This window comes from Anaerobacillus sp. QJM3NY_17, from assembly GCF_056173665.1.
Map to the genome: position 1 here is coordinate 637,888 of NZ_CM149685.1, position 18,730 is coordinate 656,617.

Below are 18,730 nucleotides of genomic sequence, written 5' to 3' on the forward strand. Positions count from 1 at the left end.
ATCAAAAATGTAAAAAGAAACCATTTTCCCGTTTATCAATTGAGTAAGGTGGAATACAACAAGTGTAGCGCAAGATGTAAAAAAATTACTAGAGGAGGTTTTTTAAATGGCTAACAATAGTAATGACAAAATGAGCAGAGAAGAAGCAGGACGTAAAGGTGGCAAAAAAACATCAAGAGAACATAACAAAGAGTTTTATCAGGATATTGGAGAAAAAGGTGGAGAAAAAACAGCAAAAGAGCATGATCAAGAGTTCTATCAAGAGATAGGAGAAAAGGGCGGTAATAAAACGGCTCAAGAGCATGATAAAGAATTCTTCGAGGAAATTGGAGAAAAGGGTGGTAAGAAAACCGCTCGAGAACACGATAAAGAGTTTTATCAAGAAATTGGAGAAAAAGGTGGAAACCAAACATCCAAAAATCAAGATAAAGAATTCTATGAGGAAATTGGGAAAAAGGGTGGAAAAAAGAGCGGCGGAAACAAATAGAAACAGTAAAGAGCGAAGGGATTTCCCTTCGTTCTTTTTAATGAAATCCTATTTGAAATAAAAATAAAGAAGCCCTCCGTAAGCTACGGAGGGCTTCTTTATGTAGATTAAAATGAGCGTTCTTCTTCAACTTCATGCTGTTCATTTAAAATCAATAGGCGACTTGGAGAATCTCCTTTAGCCATTTCCTCTGCTTTTTCAATAGCTGTTGAGCGCATATCGTAGAGGTCTGTTGGAGCGACGTCCTCAATTTTAACATACCAACCTGTTACATCTTTATTTGGTGCTACTGTAAATTCCTTCATGAATAAATCCTCCTTTAAGCTGTGTATAAGGAACAATTCCCATCATATGTAGTGATGAAACCTGCTTTTAAGAGAATTAAAAAAACCAGCGCATTGACGCTGGTTTTACTGTGGACGTGAAATTATGTAGAAACCAATAACAAAAGCAATAGGAACGATCCAAACCATAAAGGCAAGTGCCCATACAGTAAAACGGTTCCATTCTTTTTCCTTAACAGCCAAGAGCAGACCCTCCACATCATAAGTTTAGTTTCATTATAACATGGACATACCTAACTTATGTGTAAACGCTTGAAATTCTTGAAAATTCAAGATACAAATCGAATGGTTAAGGGGTAGCGATATAAAGTGCCCTGATTCGACTTGACCGATGCAATCACAATAAAGATAAGGTGCATGACAAGTAGAATAGGGAGAAGGATAAGCCCTATAAGGACTAGACTTAAGATCCCAGCAATGACTAGATAGAGTGTCATGCTTATTTGGAAGTTAATGGATTCTTTTCCTTGCTCATCGATAAACGGTTCATCTTCTCTTTTAATTGACCAGAGGATGATTGGACCAATAATATGTCCCAGAGGAATTAAATAACCACTCAATGCAGAGAGATGAACATACATAGCCCATTGTCTTATTGTTTGATCAGGAACCGTTGTTACGTCTTTATTATCCATCTCAATACCTCCCTATATAGCTCATCTATGATCAGCATATTACTCATTATTTTAAGATATGCCTTTAATAAAGTAGGCAATAAAAAAAGGAACCACCTTTGGTTCCTTTAATTGGAATTGTAGTTGATGTGATAAGACGCGCGTTCTGTAAGTACGATCAGCTCGTCTGAATGCTTTTTAACATTGTTTATATCTTCTAAAGGAATTTCAAAAGTGGAGTGTGGAAGAGGGGCTGTAGCTTCGTCTGAAATGACTTTGCCCTCGCCTTTAAGTTGAAGGAGTGTCGAAGCCGTGTAATCATCGACGGTCTCCCCTCTGTGTTGAAATACAAAATCTTCGAGTTTCATGATGGTTTTATCGAGATCGTCTTGTTCTTTTTTCTCAATGATAAGATGTCCGCCTACCCATTCAGTAAGCGTGTTACGAACTTCTGTTAGCATAGTTGACGCATTCATTTTATCACCTCACTATCAAATTTCCCCATTTATACATTGGATAAACAGTACAAATGAACTTGGCAAAGAGATGATGATATACTTGTGCTATGTAAATATATAAAGGATGAATGTCATGAAAACAATAACAATCGATGAAGTTTTGGAAAGCAAGATGCTCTTATTGGATGTTCGTACACCGGCAGAATATGAAAAGTTTCATATCCCAGGTGCTGTGAACCTACCTATTTTCTCTAATGAAGAAAGAGAAATTGTCGGAACAACATATAAGAAAAAAGGAACTGAAGCAGCGAAGGAATTAGGGATTTCTCTTGTTTCGCCCTTACTTCCTGAGTTTTATAAACGAGCGAAGGAAATAACAAAAGGTAAAGAATTTGCTATTTACTGCTGGCGAGGCGGAATGAGAAGTAAAAGTTTGACAGTTATTTTTGACATGATGGGACTGCCATGCCGACAGCTAGAAGGAGGTATTCGTTCCTACAGACAAAAAGTGACGGCTGGTTTAGAATACTTAGCGAATCAGACGACACCCTATCTTGTTTTGGAAGGACTAACCGGTACATCTAAAACTGAAATACTGAATGATTTAGAAGAGAAGGGCTATCCTGTTCTTGATCTTGAGGGACTTGCAGCTCATCGAGGTTCTGTATTTGGAAGAGTTGATTTGCCTGAAAGAAGTCAAAAAGAATTTGAAGCCATGCTATACCATAGATTAGGAGAAATTGGAGAAACGTCTTATTACATCATTGAATCTGAAAGTAAGCGACTTGGAAATATTATCATTCCAGAGTTTATTTTAGAAGGCAAACAAAAAGGGACGCGTATACAAGTCCACGCCCCGCTTTCTTATCGAATTCGTACGATCTTAAATACGTATCATCCTGAACATCATCACGAAGAAATCACAGGAGCTATTAACAAAATTGAGAAGCGATTTTCGAGTGAAGATAAAGAAGTAATTGCCGATGCTCTTGCTGAGAATGACTATGCCTTGATTGTTGAACGGCTCCTGATTTATTATTATGATCCTCGTTATGAATACAAAGCATATGAGAACGAAGGTAACATTATTAACCTAACGTATGATTCACTTGAGGAAGGAACTAAACTTGTCCAGAATGAAGTAGATCGCTTCGAGATTAAGCTTCGATCAGAAGGCGAGAAAGTTTCGCTTTAATGGATTTTCTTTCTTCAGGAAGCTGTTCATTGTTATACCGTTCAATAAGGTCATCAATGCGTTTAAAATACAAGTGACTTACCCATGCGACATAGCTTCTGTAAACGGGCGACTTTAGAAAATGAATCAACATATTGTCGTCGGGGCCAAAGTAGTATGTTTTATCATCAAAGAAGGTAGAAAAGCGTCTGAAGGATAATTTGGTGAATGAGTTGTCCAATTCAAATCGAAATTTGTTGAGGGCATCCGGAATTAAACGAATTGTGAACACATCATCATTATCAAACATTTCCTTAGGCGTGGGTAAGATTAAATATGGATATTCCCGATCATCAAGGGCAATGAAGAAATCCTCAGGCGTCTCGTGACAGCTAGGCACTCGTTTGACGGTTGTTTCAACAATCAATTGATAGACTGAATCATTCATAAGATATCCTCCCTTTGTAATCTATCATCATTGTTACCGTACTAGTAAACTTGTATACCCCTTTGTCGAAAAGTAGTTATTACAATCTATTATCCAACCTCTGAAAAAATTCCTCTATTTCAAATATTACAAATATTTTTAAGAACCATATATGAATGATATTTTCCTGAGTCGTTAATCAGTTAGAAAAAAATAAAATTTGGATGAGCAAAAGACTTGAAAGTCAAAGATAGTCAAATTATAATTTGGTTACAAGGTCAAAGATAGTCAAAGTCAAAGCGAGTATCTTTCACCTTTTATCTTAATTTCATAAAATGTACGTTATATATATTATAAGGAGGCCATCATATGCTTTGTGATCATTGTCAACAAAATCAAGCATCGGTTCAACTTAATGTCCAGATGAATCAGAATAAGAAACAAGTACACCTTTGTAGTACGTGTTACGCAAAAGTGATGAATGGTCAAACTGCATCATCACCAAAAGGTCAAATGGATGAGTTCTTTCAATCCTTTATGAACCAATCAGGTCAACATGGATTTAACGCACAACAGGAGGGGCCGCAAACCGAGTTTGGAAATGGAAAAGGTGGCTTACTTGATGACTTGGGACGAAATCTTTCTGACGCCGCAAAAGCTGGATTAATTGATCCGGTTATCGGGAGAGAGAATGAAGTATCAAGAGTGATTGAGACGTTAAACCGCCGAAATAAAAACAACCCTGTCTTGATTGGGGAAGCTGGTGTCGGGAAGACAGCCATAGCGGAAGGCCTTGCTCTTCGGATAACAGAGGGCAATGTCCCTTCTAAGCTAAAAAACAAAGAAATTTATTTACTTGATGTAGCTTCACTCGTTTCAAACACAGGTGTTCGTGGTCAATTTGAAGAGCGGATGAAACAGTTAATTTCTGAGCTTCAAAGTAGAAAGAATGTTATTTTGTTCGTGGATGAATTACATCAAATCGTTGGAGCTGGATCTGCTGAAGGCTCAATGGATGCAGGTAACATTTTGAAACCAGCGTTAGCTAGAGGTGAACTTCAGTTAATTGGGGCAACCACTCTCAAAGAGTATCGCCAGATTGAGAAAGACGCAGCGCTTGAGCGTCGCTTCCAACCAGTTATGGTTAATGAGCCAACGGTAGATGAAGCCATTGAAATATTGAAAGGTTTGCAGTCTAAGTATGAAGACTATCATGAAGTCAAGTACACAGATGAAGCCATTAAAGCATGTGTAACATTGTCTAATCGTTTCATTCAAGACCGCTTCTTGCCAGATAAAGCGATCGATTTAATGGATGAAGCAGGGGCGAAATTGAACTTAACGTTTGCAGAGTCTAGCCACGATGAAATTCAGCAACGTCTAACAGAAATAGCTGCTGAAAAAAATAAAGCAGCCGAAGCAGAAGATTATGAGCGTGCTGCCAAGTTAAGAACTGAAGAATTACAGCTTGAGGAGCAGCTTGAGCAATCGCTGAAAAATAAATCAAGTGTGAATCATTTAGTGTCTCTTGAAGAGATTCAACACATTATAGAAGGAAAAACAGGTATTCCAGTACGTAAACTTCGCGAAGATGAACAAACGAAAATGAAAAATCTTGCGGATCGACTTAATGCGAAAGTAATTGGTCAGGAAGATGCCGTAAATAGAGTCGCTAAAGCGATTCGCAGAAGTCGTGCCGGATTGAAACGTCAAAATCGTCCAATAGGTTCCTTCCTATTCGTTGGACCAACAGGAGTCGGTAAAACAGAGCTATCCCGATCACTTGCAGAAGAAATGTTTGGTGATCGTGAAGCCATGATCCGTCTTGATATGAGTGAGTATATGGAGAAACACTCTGTATCTAAGTTAATCGGCTCGCCTCCTGGTTATGTTGGTCATGAAGAAGCTGGGCAATTAACCGAGCGAGTAAGACGTAAGCCATATAGCATCATATTAATTGATGAAGTTGAAAAAGCTCATCCTGATGTTCAAAATATGTTCTTACAAATTCTTGATGATGGACGATTAACTGATAGTCAAGGTAGAACTGTTAGCTTTAAAGATACGGTTATTATTATGACAAGTAATGCTGGAACGTCAGAGCGCAGAATTACAGTTGGTTTTGAATCAGCTGAAAGCTACACGGATGTGATGGAGAGTCTTGGTGGTTACTTTAGACCTGAGTTCTTGAATCGCTTTGATGGAATTATTCCATTTAAATCACTCGAACAATCCAGTCTCGTTACAATCGTTGATTTAATGATTGAAGATTTGGATGAGAGTCTCGAGGAACAGAATATTTCTCTTACAATTAGCGATGAAGCGAAAGAGAAGTTAGCTTCACTTGGCTATAATCCGCAGTTTGGTGCGCGACCACTTCGCAGAGTGATCGAAGAACATGTTGAAGATGGTATTGCCGATATACTAGTGGATGAAGGAGACCTTCAGTCAGTTACAGTTGAAGTTGTAGAAGATAAACTCGTCGTATCAAAAGAAAAATAAGTCACATTCTTGAAAGTCGTTCCAATGGAGCGGCTTTCTTTTTTATTAGCTATAGTAGCTTATATTATTGATATCTCGTTTTTTGGCTCATTCGCGAGTGAATTCAAAAAAAGAAAAGAAAAAACTTTGTTTCCATGGTTTTTTTTGTTACTTTTTTACAAAAAGAGGGAAGGTATAATTATGGTATCCTGACTGTACTTTTTCTATAGCGTTGTCGAATGGTAAAGTATTGTGACTTGTTTTGTATTTATAGGTCGAAAAGTCAGAATATTAGTTAAAATTAGTCTTCAAATCTGCTACGTTAGATAAGGAAGGTCAGGAAAGACTTCTCTACTATTTCATAAAGGAGCGAGAACAAAATGGAACTGGATCAACTAGAAATGAACCAGACGTTACAAGAAAGTCAGCCAGAAGGAAAGACAATTCCATATTTAACAGCATTGATTGGATGGAGTCTTCCCGCAATTGAGGCCTGTGACAAGTTGAATCGGCCTTTTGTAGTGGTTGGTCCTCCTGATTTTAAGGATTATGCCGAGAAGCATGACATCACTTTCGTAGGTTGGGAGTTTGATAGATTGAATGAAGGATCAGACAAACTCTATAAGCAACTTAAAGCTTTAGGCGCAGAGGTTGCTGTCCCCCTTTATGAAGAGTGTGTGGAATGGGCAGGAGCTCTGAATTCTCGCTTTAGAGAAGAGCCTAGATTATTTAACCGTTCTCTATTGTTAAGAGATAAAGGAATGATGAAACGAAAGGCACAGATGGCTGGTATTAAAGTAGGTGTTTTCGAAGAAGCAAGAGACAAGGAAGATGTAAAGCGCTTTCTTAAAAGGGTCAACGATGCTCTTTTGAAAGTGGATGGAGATAAATACGAGCCGATTCATTGTAAGCCTTTAGATAAGGCTGGTTCAGTAGGACATCGAGCCATCGATGATCCTGCAGATATTGATGCATTAACAGATACTGATTTTCCTTTATTAATGGAAAGTCATTTGGATGGGCAGGAATTCTCATGTGAGGTTTTTGTACATGATGGGAAAATTCAATTTCTTAATATAACAGAATACGTAAAACTTGGGTACTCAAACTTTGTTCCACCTTCTCCTTCTCTTGAAGAGAAGCGTCCCGTTATCCGGAAAGCGATTGAACAATTAATCGAAGCGTTCGAAGTGGAGAACGGCGTGATTCATCCTGAGTATTTCATTATGCCTGATGGCACACTTCACTTCGGAGAAGTAGCTGCTAGAGTACCAGGTGGCCATATTTTTGATCTAATTGAACGCGCTTACGGTTTTAGTGCTTATGAAGCTCAAATTCTATGTAGTGATCCAAATACGACTGAAGAAGAGTTAAGAAAATTCTTTCCTGGCGAAGATGAAGCTATGGGATATGCGGGTTGTTTAATGGTACATCCACATGTGAATTACATTGAGGAATTAAATATTCCTGAAGAGCTTGAGGAACATCAATTCTTTGAGAAGCATGATATGTTTACTCCTCCGCAGGGGAAAGTAGCTGAGCGGGTCGGTTTCGGTAATCATTATGGGACCATTTTCTTCTTCGGAGATGACAGTGCGGAGATGACGCGGTTACTTGTAGACTACGAAAAATATGATTTCTATCTGTAGATAATTATTTTTACCATAAAGGAGAATTTAGCATGCCATCTGAAGTAACAGAAGGAAAGATTGCAAGGTTTTCCAGATCACTCACTCGTCTTGAAGAAGCACCATCCTATGCGAAATCTCGCTATCAGACAGACGTTTTCCAGGAAGCGAATCGGCTTTTGGAAACCGATGAAGGTCTTGAGTTTCTATATCAATACGCTCAACGTTTTGATGAAGCGGGAGTATTCCAGGATGGTCCATGGGAAGATCCCTCAAAGCTCCAGCCGCCTCTTGTTGCAGGATCGCTTCAAGCAAAGGGTCTTCCTTACGTGATCGAAATGCTTAGCGATCTGCGTATGCTTGCGATTGCGGAAGGAAAGGGAAGTCATCCAAAGGTCTCACAAGAAATGGCGATGGACTTTTTAAACGAAGTTATGGCGTTAAATCTAGATATCCTTTTCCCAAATGCTTCAGAAGCTTCCCGAATCGAGGAGAAGGAGAATACGATTGAAACACAGAGGCTGTTTCAATTTATATCACAGTATCTCTCTTCAAGTGCTTTATCAGAAACACTGATCTATGAGATTGAACGTTTAACCGCTCAACGACCAATTACGGTTAAAAGAACAGTGTCCATGATTAAAATGGCTAAGGAAATGTTGAGGTCAGAAACCAGTGAAGAGCAGCGGTCTACTCTTGAAGGATACGTGGCTTCGATTGAAGGCCCTTCTGAATTAAGTCACACTTATCAGTTGCCGAATGAATACCGTAAACAACTGATGGGACTATCAACAGAAGAGCTTCGAAGAGAAAGTGAGTTACTCGGTCTTTCTATGAGAAAAACCGGTCTTTGTTCTCCACACCATAGTGTGCTTGCTCGCTTCTTAAGTCGAAAATCACCTCACCTTCTACCTGTATTACTTCAATTAACTGGGAAGGGGAAGGCGAATCTTGAAGAACATGGGGAGCTTATTTATCAGCTCATTAAAGTTGCGCTTTTTCCGTCTACTTGCCAATCCGTCTATGGATTAGCATTGTTATTAGAGAGAGGGGTGCTTTCGGCTTCTCCAGTTATGCCTGGATTAAGACGTATGATTGAGCTAGATATACGTCCAGAAGTTCGAAGCGCATTATTCAATACAGTTGGAGAAGGTGAAGGGTTAACGGCTAATAGCATTTTGCTTGCAGGTGTCATTAGCGTCCTTGGACAGCCGCTCGGTGTTGGTCAAGGACTTAATCCAACATGTCAAGCGGCAAGAGGAATAAGCCTATGGGCTCAGCATGCTCCTGGCTATCTACTTGAGATCATTCCAAGAGCTGCAAGAGATGGTGACATTGATATGGTGTTTGAAGGTGTTCAAATTCATTCGAAAGATCTTCAAGGTGGTCTCGCTCCTGATCTTCACCCAGAGCTTGACCCGGTGTCGCTTGTACTCGTTCCACATCTCGATCGAATATACAGTGAGATGATGAGCAGAGTAGCGCTAAGAGGAGAAGATGGACATCGCTGGGTCAACCCTGCTTTTTATGGAAATTGGGTTCAAAAAGGCTTTAGTACCGTTATCGAGCCGATTACTGGCAGCGTAACAGACTATCCTGGTTTCGTCAGATTGTTTTATGCGACGCATCATCCTGAATACAACGATGAATACGAATTAATTTATCCGAATCCAGTTGGGATCTTCATTACGAATGTTCATGGAAAAATGCTTGGGTTCCATGCTGTTTCCATCCAAAGAATCGCAAAGAGTCCTGATGGAGAGTATCGCGTTTATTTTTATAATCCGAATAATGATGGTTCCCAGAATTGGGGTCAGGGAATTGAATCCACTGTTATGGGAAAAGGGGAGCTTTCAGGAGAAAGCTCGCTACCATTTGAAGAATTTACATCGCGTTTATATGCGTTTCATTATAATCCTTATGAACAAGGAGATGCGTATGCGGTTGAAGCCGAGCACATCTCAATTGTGAAATCACTCGCAATAGATAGCTGGGGACACGAGTATACCTGGCTAAGTAAATAAGAGGTTATAAATCACGGTTTTTGGGGAAATATATAAGCAGAGGTGCCAGGGATATCATTTGTTTCCTGGCGCTTTTTTTGATTAACTTAACTTGTCATATTGAATTGACAGGCTTGATATAAGAAGGAGGAAATAGAGTGATTGAACACGTTGTTTTATTTAAATTCAGTGAAGAAACGACCATGGATCAGAAAGAAGAGGGCATGAGAAGATTAATTCAAGTTAAGGAGAAAATTCCTGGAATTATTGATATTCAAGCAGGAAATAACTTCACTGATCGTAGTCAGGGCTTCGAAAGTGCTCTAACGGTTCGGTTTGAATCAAAAGAAGCGCTAGAAGCATATGGTCCACACCCGGCGCACCAAGAAGTAGTCGCATACTTGAAAGAGGTTGGAATGAGAGATGTCCTTGCACTAGATTTCGAATGTCTATAAATATGGAAAGGAGCTTTTACATATGAAAGGATTTGTTCATGGCAATGAAGCAGGTCATAAAGGGCTATCGCTTAAAGATCATATTGTCGAGTCGGAGCCTCGCAAAGGTGAAGTGAAGATTAAACTAAAGGCAGTGGGGTTAAATCACAGAGATCTATTTATACCAGATCGTCACGATCCGAAAGATCCAGACGTTATTCTTGGTTCAGACGGTGCTGGTGTTGTCGTTGCAGTTGGTGAAGGCGTTGATGAGATTCATGAAGGTGATGAAGTGATCATTAACCCCGGTCTTGGTTGGGAAAAGAATTCTCCTGTTCCTCCAGCTGGATTTCAAATTGTAGGCTTTCCAGGTGATGGTACATTTGCTGAAACGATCGTTGTTCCAGCTGAAAATGCTGTGAAAAAGCCAGAAAACCTTACCTTTGAAGAAGCATCTGTCATAGGTTTGGCCGGATTAACGGCGTATCGTTCATTATTTACAAGAGGGCAACTTCGAAGAGGACAAACTGTTTTTATTCCTGGAATTGGTGGAGGCGTAGCAACGTTCTTGCTTAAGTTTGCGAAAGCGGCTGGTGCGAGAGTGATTGTTAGTTCCAGAAGTGAATCTAAGCGAAAGGCCGCTCTTCGACTTGGTGCAGATCGAGCTCTTGCCGATGAAGAGGATTGGACTGAAGCAGCTGAGGGTGAAAACGTTGATTTGGTTATTGAAAGTGTCGGTGCAGCTACGTTCAATCGATCTCTCGGAGTACTGAAAAAGGGTGGAACCATTGTTATTTTCGGCTCTTCAACAGGGGATGCAATTGAATTTGACTTGCGCTCATTTTTTTACGGCCAATATAACTTGCTTGGCTCAACGATGGGAAGCGCTGAGGAATTTCTAGAGATGGTATCTTTCGTAAATGAACATTCTATCAGGCCAATTATGGATGAAGTCTATTCTTTTGACGATATTCAAAAGGCTTTTGCTCATTTGAGTGATAGTTCCCAATTTGGGAAAATTTCATTAAGTATGAGGTAGTGTTTTTTGAAATATTCATAGAAAAAAGGAAGCCGTTTGGCTTCCTTTTTTCTTAATAGTAATATGGCGGATAGCCGTAGGGATAATAGGGGCGATAGTAAGGAATGAGACTAAGAGCTGCAATTCCAGCTAAAGGAAAGAAAAAGCGCCCGAATCTGCGATAGCGATAGCGGCCATATTGTCTATCCGTATCTTGACCTTCGCTTTCTTCTACTTCTTGAGGGATCATCATACCCATGTGCTCATCATCTGAGTCCATAATAATTCCTTCATACTCCATCCCATCCTGCATTCTTACTTTAGCATGATAGGTGTTATACCTTTTGCATAACTGTTTCATATCACCCATAAGCTGTTTTTCTTCTCCAAACATTGCCCCTTGAACGGCGTTGTTTTGCATATTCGGCCCCTGCATGGCCCCTTGCACTGCCTGGTGAGGCATTTGATTACCCTGCATGGCTCCTTGAACTGCCTGATTCGGAGAATGTCCCTGCATCGCACCTAGAACGTTCTGATTCATTTGGTTCCCGTACATGTTCATAAGCGATTCCTCCTTTACACAACACAGGATATTCACCTAGATATGAATCAGTTACTAACACAAGTGCAATTTTGAGCCCAAATATCTCATTTATGTGTGCCCTTCTTGAAATTTCCATAAAGAAACTATACGATAAGTTCAAATGACCTTAAATGTAGAGGTGGAAGATGAGAGACTTTTATTTAACTAGAACTGAAATGGGAAATTTTCTTCAGACGATTCGCGCAGAGGAAAAGCCAGATGAAATTTTATTGAGAGCGATGAAAAGGTCCGGAAAAGGAAGAACAGAAATACCAGCTATTTTTGATAAGTTATTGAAAGTGACTGAAGGTGCTTTCGGCTTATCTATTAATGAAATTGTAACGCTTGGTAATCAGCTAGAGTATGCAAGTTTCCGATCCACTGCTGTTCAAAATTGGGTGAAAAGAGATATTAAAGAGTGGATTGGTCCACCACAATTAGGTAAGAAATACGCAATAGAACAAGCGGCAATTTTATTTATTGTAGAAGACTTGAAGAATACGCACGATTTCGAAAGCATCCGCCTTCTATTGAAATTTGCTTTTAATAACCCGGCGGATCGAAATGATGACTTAATCGATCCATTAACCTTTTATACTGCGTACTCGCAGCTTTTTGAAGTGATTCATACGAAAATAAAACCTTCAAAGGAAGAGTTTAAAAAGAAGTCAATTGAGTTGTCTAATGTTTTCCATGAAGTAACGGAAAATCAAAAAAAAGATATTGAGAAACTACTTATTTCTGCCGCACTCTCTGTTCAAGCTGCTTACTATCAAACGTTATCGAAGCAATACCTTGATGATGTTTGGAAATAAGAACTGATGAATGAGGAAGAAAGAACGAGCTGGAACCTCATAAAAGGCGCCAGCTCGTTTTGTTTTAATCGATTGTAAAATCAATGGATTGTTTGAACTGGCCTTCTCCATCTGTTGCTAGCCAAACTTCTAGTGTATAGGATCCTGGTGTAAGTTCATCTACAATAATGGAGTACTCGAGTGATTCAGCTTGTTTTAATGTAACGTTCTCTTCTTCTTTCAAAAAGCTTTTGGTAGCGGAATAGGTTTTAATTACTTCTCCTTGCTCATTCGAAAGTGTATAGTCATACTTTTGACTACTTGGAAAGTGGATAGATTGGACTCTCTCTGTTTGGTTTTGAATACGATATAAGAAAGTTGCCGCTCCGCTTTCCGTTGTTTCAAGCTGCAGGGTAGGTTCAAGAGATCCAGCTACTATGCCAGAAGAACCAGATACTTGCTCACTTGTATTGTTGTTTGTATTCATAGTTGCGTTCTCCTCTCCACATCCGGTCAAAGTAAGGAGTACCATTGTTCCTATCATCACATATTTAAGCATCCCATCACTCCTTTGTTTATTAGACGAGGTGACATCCTAGAAAGTTACAATTCAAAGGAATGAACTTAAAACCTTATTTCAATCTTCAAAGACAAAGTGGAGGATATACCGTTATAAATGCCATATAATAGAGTGAGATAAGTTCTACAGAAGGAGTTCGATAGAATGAAGCCATCGTTAGTAGATATTCAAGCTAGGATAAATGGCAGAAGTGCAGAAGTCCTTGGAAATGAGCGCTTTTATAAATTTGCCGTTCTCTTGCCTTTAATAGAACGGAATGGAGAGCTACATGTATTATTTGAAGTTCGAGCACGGTCGTTAAGAAGACAGCCGGGAGAGGTTTGTTTTCCGGGTGGTAAAGTAGATCAGCACGACAAAAACCCGAAAAATGCAGCAGTAAGAGAAACTTGTGAAGAGCTCGGTGTTTTAGAAAGAGAAGTTACTGTAATGGGGGAACTTGATTTCCTAGTTACATCATTCCAATCTATCGTATACCCGTTTGCGGGGATGATCCAATCAGACTCTGAATTATCACCTAATCCAGATGAAGTAGAGGAAGTGTTTACAGTTCCTTTATCTCATTTTAAGAATCACCCACCAGAGCGACATGATATACGTGTACATGTACAGCCAGATGAAGGATTCCCGTTTCATCTTATTCCGAATGGTGAAGAATATAATTGGTCATCCTCAAGTATGCCGGAGTTCTTTTACTATTATCGTGACTATGTCATCTGGGGGATGACGGCAAGAATACTGTATCATTTCATTCAATTGGTGAATGAAGAATAAGAGAAGAAGCGTTTTTCCATTAAAGGACTATTGTCAATTGAAGCAAATATAGGTAAACTAGAAAAGGTCGATTTATGTCGGTTTTTTCTAGTTTTTTTGTGATTTCCTTTTTCGGAATGTTGAAACTTTGATGAGTTTACTAGGTTATATATTTATTAGGTAACTTAACTTATTTACTATAGGTGATAAGTTTAAATTAAAAACGACAAAAACCTACAGATCGACGCGAAAGAATTTAGTTGGATTATAATAAGTGCAATACATAGAGAGAATGCCAAACATTTAATAGGGGGAAAAGCAATGTTAACGATTATTTTTGTTTTACTTGCCGCTTCACTTGGTTTCTTTATTTACTCGTATTTTGTTAAGGACTACGCTAAAGAAGTGAAAGGTCAGGTTGATGACGTTTATATCAACTTAATGAAAGAGTTGAAAACGGTTAAGAAACGTACTGAAATGCTAGAAAGCAAAACAAAATCTGTAAGTGGTGGTCCTAATGAGTAAGCAAGAAGCAAAAGGAATTGGGGCTGGTCTTTTATTCGCTGCGCTTTTGTTAACGGCCTATTACTTTTTGTTTTCTCCAGCAAAAGCAGAGGATGGCAATAAGTTAACAGAAGCTGCCGTTGAACAGCATTTAGAAGAAAAAGGCATGGTTATGGTTAAAAAGGAAGAGTATGATTCTTTGAAAGAAAAAGAAGTGACTCAGAATCAACAAGTGAGCGAAAATCAGGCTCCAAAAGAAAAGGCAGAGAAAGAAAAAATCTCTGATCAACCTGAGAAAATCACCTTTACTATTAAGGAAGGAATGACTAGTCAGGAAGTTGCTCAAAGTCTAGAAGACAAGAAGCTAGTAAAGAAATCGGATGATTTTATTAAATCGCTTCGAGACATGGACAAAGAAATGGCAGTTCAGCCAGGTGAATATGAACTTCAAACGGATATGTCTTCTGCAGATATAGTGGAAGAGATTACTAGATAAACGAAACACCCGGCATAAATTGCCGGGTGTTTTGTTTATTTTCATCTCGAAATAGCGTTGGGAGAAGAAGGAATGGTTAGGGATTGATCGAGTGAATATCCACCGATTTGATCAAAGCCAGTGTTCTCAAAACGAATCGTCTGATAGTTATATTGAGAAGCAGTAAGCATTATGGCTTCGATTGTTTGCATCGCTTCCTCTTCTGATTGAAATTCACTTTCTTCCGTAAAGGTAATTGTTGCTTCAGCACCGTCTCCGTCGAATGAATAGATGTCTACGTTAGGAGGGATCGCTGGCATATAATAGGGCACGTTAGGATCGCCTTCTTTCATAAGCGAGAGAGCGACATCGAGTTCAGCACCTTCTTCACCTGAAAGGGATGGTCCTTTTACGAGAAAACGTAATTCAGAACTTGATTCATATAGGTAATATGGAGAAGGTTTTTGATTCACTGTCGTGTCAGCTGAACCGAAATTTCCGAGAGTGTAGCCTTCCTCTCCATTCGTTTGCCAATTGATTTGATCGGCACCGAGACTTTTCGCTAACTGTTGAACACTATCGTTTATCATAATTGATTCCGTCGATGAAAGGCTATCACCAGACTCTTTGAAGCTAACTATGAGTGTTTTAATTCCATCAGTATCAATCAAATCTAGAGTTGTATCAACTAGTGGTGAGCGTTCAAGACCAAATTCCGAAACATCAAAAGTAGATAAAATTTCTTCTAAGTTTTCTTGTATGCTTTTGTTTTCATCTAAAGTAAATGAAAGCGGAATGAGAAGTAAGCTTTCAGGATCTGGGAAAGAAACGACAACGTTTGCTCCTTCAGACTGCTGAAATGCTGGAATGTAGCTGTCAAAAGTAGTCGGTTCTCTTGTGAGTGTTGGCGGCTCTTCCTTAACAGTATCACTCGTTTGATCTGATTTCTCATCTGTAGGTGCTAATGTTGTGCTTTCAGATTTTGAATCATCTCCTGAGGCTGAAGAGTTTGCTGTATCTGAATTGTTTGAGTCTGATTGTGTAATGGCCATATTAGAAGAGTTATCATTTTGATTGAAGAGACCAGGCGTAATTAGAACGGCCAGGAATAGGACCACAATAGCGGCAATACTAGGAATAATCCATGGCGTTTTCTTCTTTGTTCGATGTCTTTGTGATTGTTCATTCTTTTTTTTCTCGATGTTGTGATAGATCGATTCTTTGCTTCTATGATCTTTGACTTCAGGTAGTTGAGAAAGAAGGGATTTTGTTCGATCACTCATCATAAGACCCCCTTTAGTTGGTTTTTGGATGGATCATCTACTAGCTCGCGGAGCGCTTTAATAGCCCGATGCTGAGTTGTTTTCACTTTACTAACACTCCAATTTAATATTTCGGCTGTTTCGTTTATCGACAGCTCTTGAATGTAGCGAAGAATTAGCACCTGTTGCTGATCAAGTGTGCATTCTCTTAAACATTTATAAATGGCTTGGACTTCTTCTTTTTGAAGTAGGATTTCTTCCGGAAGTGGAGATTCATCAGTTGGCTGCTGCTTGTTAAAATCGAACTTACTAAGCCACCTTGAGGTTCTTCGATTGTGTGTACGTAAATAATCAATGGCTATATTTCTCGCAATGGCAAACAACCATGTCTTCTCATTGCTGCGTTCTTCATACTTGTCATAAGAACGTAGCACGTTAATATAAACCTCTTGCACTAACTCTTCCGCAATTGCTCTATTTTTTACCATATAGAATAAAAATTGAAATAAGTTCGTGTGGTAGCGATCATATAAACGTTCAAATGTCTTATCCATTCTTCAGCCCTCCTTCTTCTATTTATTAAAACGATATATCTACTTAAAAGGTTACAGCAAGATTACAAAAAGAAATAGAACAATCTATTTTGAGGTTGTAGGAATGAATGAAAATAACGATATATGGATGACAAAGCAAAGTGTTTTAGTATTTAGCTTTTCTTCGATAGAATGTTATTTAATGACAGCTTGAGAGGAGTTATTGGATGCAGTTATTTTCGAAGCAGCAAAACTCATCCTTTTTTTATGGATGGTATATTGTGATGGCAGCAGCCATTGGCGTCTTTTTTTCAGGACCAGGTCAAACTTACGCCGTATCTGTGTTCATTGACTATTACATTCAAGATTTTGGCTGGGGACGATCGCTTGTATCAGGCATTTATTCTTCTGCTACGCTGGCGGCTGGACTATTGTTATTTGTTGTAGGGAGATTAGTAGATAAACATGGACAGCGGCGAATGATGCTCATAATGGGGGCTTTGCTAGCAGTCGCATGTTTTTGGAATAGCTTTGTTATTGGACCTGTCATGCTATTTATTGGTTTTTTTATGCTTCGTTTATTCGGACAAGGTTCAATGACGTTAATTCCGAATACACTTGTGCCTCAGTGGTTTGTAGTAAAGCGTGGGCGAGCACTTAGCTTTATGGCTATTGGTGGTTTTTTAAGCTCAGCTTCTTTTCCTCCACTTAATACATGGCTAATTACAACGTTTGGATGGGAAAGTGCCTGGAGAATACTTGGACTCGCACTCATTGTTATTTTTCTACCTGTTGTGTTTTTTATTGTTAAAAATAAACCTGAAGACATCGGACTTCTTCCTGATAATGCTATTTCGAAGAAAAGACTTGCACAACGTCGAGAAGAGAAAATGGAAGAAGAGGAGCAAGAAGAGGGCTTCGAAACGAATTGGACTGTGAAAGAAGCGATGAGAACGAGAGCATTTTGGTTTATTCTTTTTTGCGTTAGTATTCCTGCACTTGTCAATACCGGTTTAACTTTTCACTTATTTTCTATTCTAGGTGAGCAAGGTGTACCAGGAAGTACAGCTGCCATCATATTGAGTATCATGGCGATTGTTGGCTTCCCTGTCACAATGGCTTCTGGATTTATTCTCGAGCGCGTGAACGTTCATATTGTTCTTGGTTTATCGTTTATTGGCCAAATGGTATTTATCTTATTGTTAACTCAGGTGCATACTTATTTACTTGCTATTGTGTTTGCCGTTCTTTGGGGAATGATTGGAGGTATTGAACGGATTACATTAAACATTATATGGCCGAATTATTTTGGTAGGGAACATCTAGGGAGTATTAAAGGAATTGCGACAACGACGATGGTCATAGGCTCTGCTTTTGGACCACTTCCATTTGGTATTGCTTTTGACGTTTTTGGAGGGTATACAGAAATATTATTGATTATACTTATCTTTCCAATTCTCGGTACAATTGCTGCATTTATGTCTCCACCGCCTAGTAAACAAGTATAAAGAAACGCTTCTTCAGGTATTATCTGAAGAAGCGTTTTTTTTTGCACATTTAAGGAGTGTGAGCGGAAGTAAGGAAATTACCTATTAGATTTTATTGGAATAGAGAATAAACGAGCACATGATAATACTGATTTCTTAAATAGACGTGATCTATAAAGCGTCCTTCTTCATGAAAGCCAAGCTCATCTAAACGCTTAACAGCGGCACGGTTGTCTTCTATTGTTTGCGCATAAATTTTGTGAAGTTTCATTTGTTCAAAACCGTATTCTATAACGGCTTTTGCTGCTTCGGCTCCATAACCACCGCTCCAGTAATTTCGAGACAGAATGGCACCAATTTCTGCTTTAGAAGAGGTGCGATCCCAGTTTTGGAAACCTGCCGTACCAATTAATTTGTTTGAGGTCTTCAATCGGACACCCCAACGTATTGTATTGGTCAAAGATATCGATGTGGTATCTTTGAAAGCACGTATATAGTGAAGGGCCTGTGTAGAGGTTTTCATAACTTTTCCACCATCATAATAGGTGACAAGTGGATCTGCGAATATGGAAAAAAGTGAACTACGATCTTCTTCTTTAAGTGCTGTTAAAACAAGGCGTTCAGTTTGAATTTCAGGGAATTCTTTCAATGCGTTCACCACCCGTTACTTTACCATATGCATATGTGAAAACGG

At 39.1% G+C, this 18,730-nt stretch carries 21 protein-coding genes; 12 read left to right on the forward strand and 9 right to left on the reverse strand.

The window, feature by feature from the left end; all coding sequences use genetic code 11:
* Nucleotides 1–106 precede the first annotated feature (106 nt).
* Nucleotides 107–487: a KGG domain-containing protein gene (locus AC0VYV_RS03495; protein ID WP_194220214.1), complete on the forward strand. Its 381-nt coding sequence runs from the start codon at nt 107–109 to the stop codon at nt 485–487.
* A 107-nt stretch (nt 488–594) separates the two neighbouring features.
* Here the strand turns inward: AC0VYV_RS03495 and AC0VYV_RS03500 are convergent, their stop codons facing one another.
* The 3 genes from AC0VYV_RS03500 to ymzB all read right to left on the reverse strand — a co-directional run bounded on the left by AC0VYV_RS03500 (nt 595) and on the right by ymzB (nt 1,921).
* Nucleotides 595–792, reverse strand: coding sequence for a DUF2188 domain-containing protein (locus AC0VYV_RS03500; RefSeq protein ID WP_194220213.1), 198 nt, complete (start codon nt 790–792; stop codon nt 595–597).
* Nucleotides 793–1,100: 308 nt separating this feature from the next.
* A complete protein-coding gene (locus tag AC0VYV_RS03505; RefSeq protein WP_430246812.1) occupies nt 1,101–1,466 on the reverse strand; it encodes a DUF4870 domain-containing protein in 366 nt (121 codons plus the stop codon).
* Between the two features lie 107 nt (nt 1,467–1,573).
* Nucleotides 1,574–1,921 carry a protein YmzB gene (gene ymzB, locus AC0VYV_RS03510; protein WP_430246810.1) on the reverse strand — a complete coding sequence of 116 codons (348 nt, stop codon included), beginning with the start codon at nt 1,919–1,921 and terminating at the stop codon, nt 1,574–1,576.
* Nucleotides 1,922–2,036: 115 nt separating this feature from the next.
* Here ymzB and mnmH point away from each other — a divergent pair, with 115 nt between their 5' ends.
* The gene (gene mnmH, locus AC0VYV_RS03515) at nt 2,037–3,098 is read left to right on the forward strand and encodes a tRNA 2-selenouridine(34) synthase MnmH (protein WP_475366551.1); all 1,062 of its coding nucleotides are present in this window, start codon (nt 2,037–2,039) and stop codon (nt 3,096–3,098) included.
* Here mnmH and AC0VYV_RS03520 read toward each other — a convergent pair.
* Complete coding sequence (locus tag AC0VYV_RS03520; protein WP_194220209.1) at nt 3,061–3,525, reverse strand: hypothetical protein; 465 nt, start codon at nt 3,523–3,525, stop codon at nt 3,061–3,063. The genes mnmH and AC0VYV_RS03520 overlap by 38 nt on opposite strands.
* Nucleotides 3,526–3,873: 348 nt before the next feature.
* Between AC0VYV_RS03520 and AC0VYV_RS03525 the strand changes: the two genes are divergently transcribed.
* From AC0VYV_RS03525 to AC0VYV_RS03545, 5 genes are all read left to right on the forward strand, one after another.
* Nucleotides 3,874–6,006: an ATP-dependent Clp protease ATP-binding subunit gene (locus AC0VYV_RS03525; protein ID WP_475366552.1), complete on the forward strand. Its 2,133-nt coding sequence runs from the start codon at nt 3,874–3,876 to the stop codon at nt 6,004–6,006.
* A 359-nt stretch (nt 6,007–6,365) separates the two neighbouring features.
* The gene (locus AC0VYV_RS03530; RefSeq protein ID WP_475366553.1) at nt 6,366–7,634 is read left to right on the forward strand and encodes an ATP-grasp domain-containing protein; all 1,269 of its coding nucleotides are present in this window, start codon (nt 6,366–6,368) and stop codon (nt 7,632–7,634) included.
* A 32-nt stretch (nt 7,635–7,666) separates the two neighbouring features.
* Nucleotides 7,667–9,637 carry a hypothetical protein gene (locus AC0VYV_RS03535; RefSeq protein WP_430246802.1) on the forward strand — a complete coding sequence of 657 codons (1,971 nt, stop codon included), beginning with the start codon at nt 7,667–7,669 and terminating at the stop codon, nt 9,635–9,637.
* Nucleotides 9,638–9,774: 137 nt separating this feature from the next.
* The gene (locus AC0VYV_RS03540) at nt 9,775–10,071 is read left to right on the forward strand and encodes a Dabb family protein (protein WP_303533015.1); all 297 of its coding nucleotides are present in this window, start codon (nt 9,775–9,777) and stop codon (nt 10,069–10,071) included.
* 22 nt (nt 10,072–10,093) lie between these two features.
* The gene (locus AC0VYV_RS03545; RefSeq protein WP_475366554.1) at nt 10,094–11,089 is read left to right on the forward strand and encodes a zinc-binding dehydrogenase; all 996 of its coding nucleotides are present in this window, start codon (nt 10,094–10,096) and stop codon (nt 11,087–11,089) included.
* Nucleotides 11,090–11,141: 52 nt separating this feature from the next.
* On the opposite strand, the gene AC0VYV_RS03550 is transcribed toward AC0VYV_RS03545, so the two are convergent.
* Complete coding sequence (locus AC0VYV_RS03550; protein WP_475366555.1) at nt 11,142–11,630, reverse strand: hypothetical protein; 489 nt, start codon at nt 11,628–11,630, stop codon at nt 11,142–11,144.
* A gap of 167 nt (nt 11,631–11,797) precedes the next feature.
* On the opposite strand from AC0VYV_RS03550, the gene AC0VYV_RS03555 reads away from it, so the two are divergent.
* Nucleotides 11,798–12,466 (forward strand): DUF1836 domain-containing protein, encoded by a 669-nt coding sequence (locus AC0VYV_RS03555; RefSeq protein ID WP_430246798.1) that lies wholly within the window; start codon nt 11,798–11,800, stop codon nt 12,464–12,466.
* Between the two features lie 64 nt (nt 12,467–12,530).
* Here the strand turns inward: AC0VYV_RS03555 and AC0VYV_RS03560 are convergent, their stop codons facing one another.
* Entirely contained in the window at nt 12,531–12,932 is a 402-nt protein-coding gene (locus tag AC0VYV_RS03560) for a BsuPI-related putative proteinase inhibitor (protein ID WP_430246796.1), read from the reverse strand.
* Nucleotides 12,933–13,169: 237 nt separating this feature from the next.
* Here AC0VYV_RS03560 and AC0VYV_RS03565 point away from each other — a divergent pair, with 237 nt between their 5' ends.
* From AC0VYV_RS03565 to AC0VYV_RS03575, 3 genes are all read left to right on the forward strand, one after another.
* Entirely contained in the window at nt 13,170–13,796 is a 627-nt protein-coding gene (locus AC0VYV_RS03565; protein WP_430246794.1) for an NUDIX hydrolase, read from the forward strand.
* 300 nt (nt 13,797–14,096) lie between these two features.
* Nucleotides 14,097–14,300: a hypothetical protein gene (locus AC0VYV_RS03570; protein WP_194220200.1), complete on the forward strand. Its 204-nt coding sequence runs from the start codon at nt 14,097–14,099 to the stop codon at nt 14,298–14,300.
* On the forward strand, nt 14,293–14,775 hold the full coding sequence (locus tag AC0VYV_RS03575; RefSeq protein WP_475374446.1) for an endolytic transglycosylase MltG: 483 nt from the start codon (nt 14,293–14,295) through the stop codon (nt 14,773–14,775). Before AC0VYV_RS03570 ends, AC0VYV_RS03575 begins: the two co-directional genes overlap by 8 nt.
* Nucleotides 14,776–14,816: 41 nt before the next feature.
* Here AC0VYV_RS03575 and AC0VYV_RS03580 read toward each other — a convergent pair whose 3' ends face one another.
* On the reverse strand, nt 14,817–16,037 hold the full coding sequence (locus tag AC0VYV_RS03580) for a hypothetical protein (protein ID WP_475366556.1): 1,221 nt from the start codon (nt 16,035–16,037) through the stop codon (nt 14,817–14,819).
* Nucleotides 16,037–16,570, reverse strand: a complete 534-nt coding sequence (locus tag AC0VYV_RS03585) for an RNA polymerase sigma factor SigX (RefSeq protein ID WP_475366557.1) — start codon at nt 16,568–16,570, stop codon at nt 16,037–16,039. Before AC0VYV_RS03585 ends, AC0VYV_RS03580 begins: the two co-directional genes overlap by 1 nt.
* Before the next feature lie 206 nt (nt 16,571–16,776).
* On the opposite strand from AC0VYV_RS03585, the gene AC0VYV_RS03590 reads away from it, so the two are divergent.
* Complete coding sequence (locus AC0VYV_RS03590; protein WP_430246786.1) at nt 16,777–18,057, forward strand: MFS transporter; 1,281 nt, start codon at nt 16,777–16,779, stop codon at nt 18,055–18,057.
* A 91-nt stretch (nt 18,058–18,148) separates the two neighbouring features.
* Here the strand turns inward: AC0VYV_RS03590 and AC0VYV_RS03595 are convergent, their stop codons facing one another.
* Nucleotides 18,149–18,685 (reverse strand): GNAT family N-acetyltransferase, encoded by a 537-nt coding sequence (locus AC0VYV_RS03595; RefSeq protein ID WP_430246784.1) that lies wholly within the window; start codon nt 18,683–18,685, stop codon nt 18,149–18,151.
* Between the last annotated feature and the right edge of the window lie 45 nt (nt 18,686–18,730).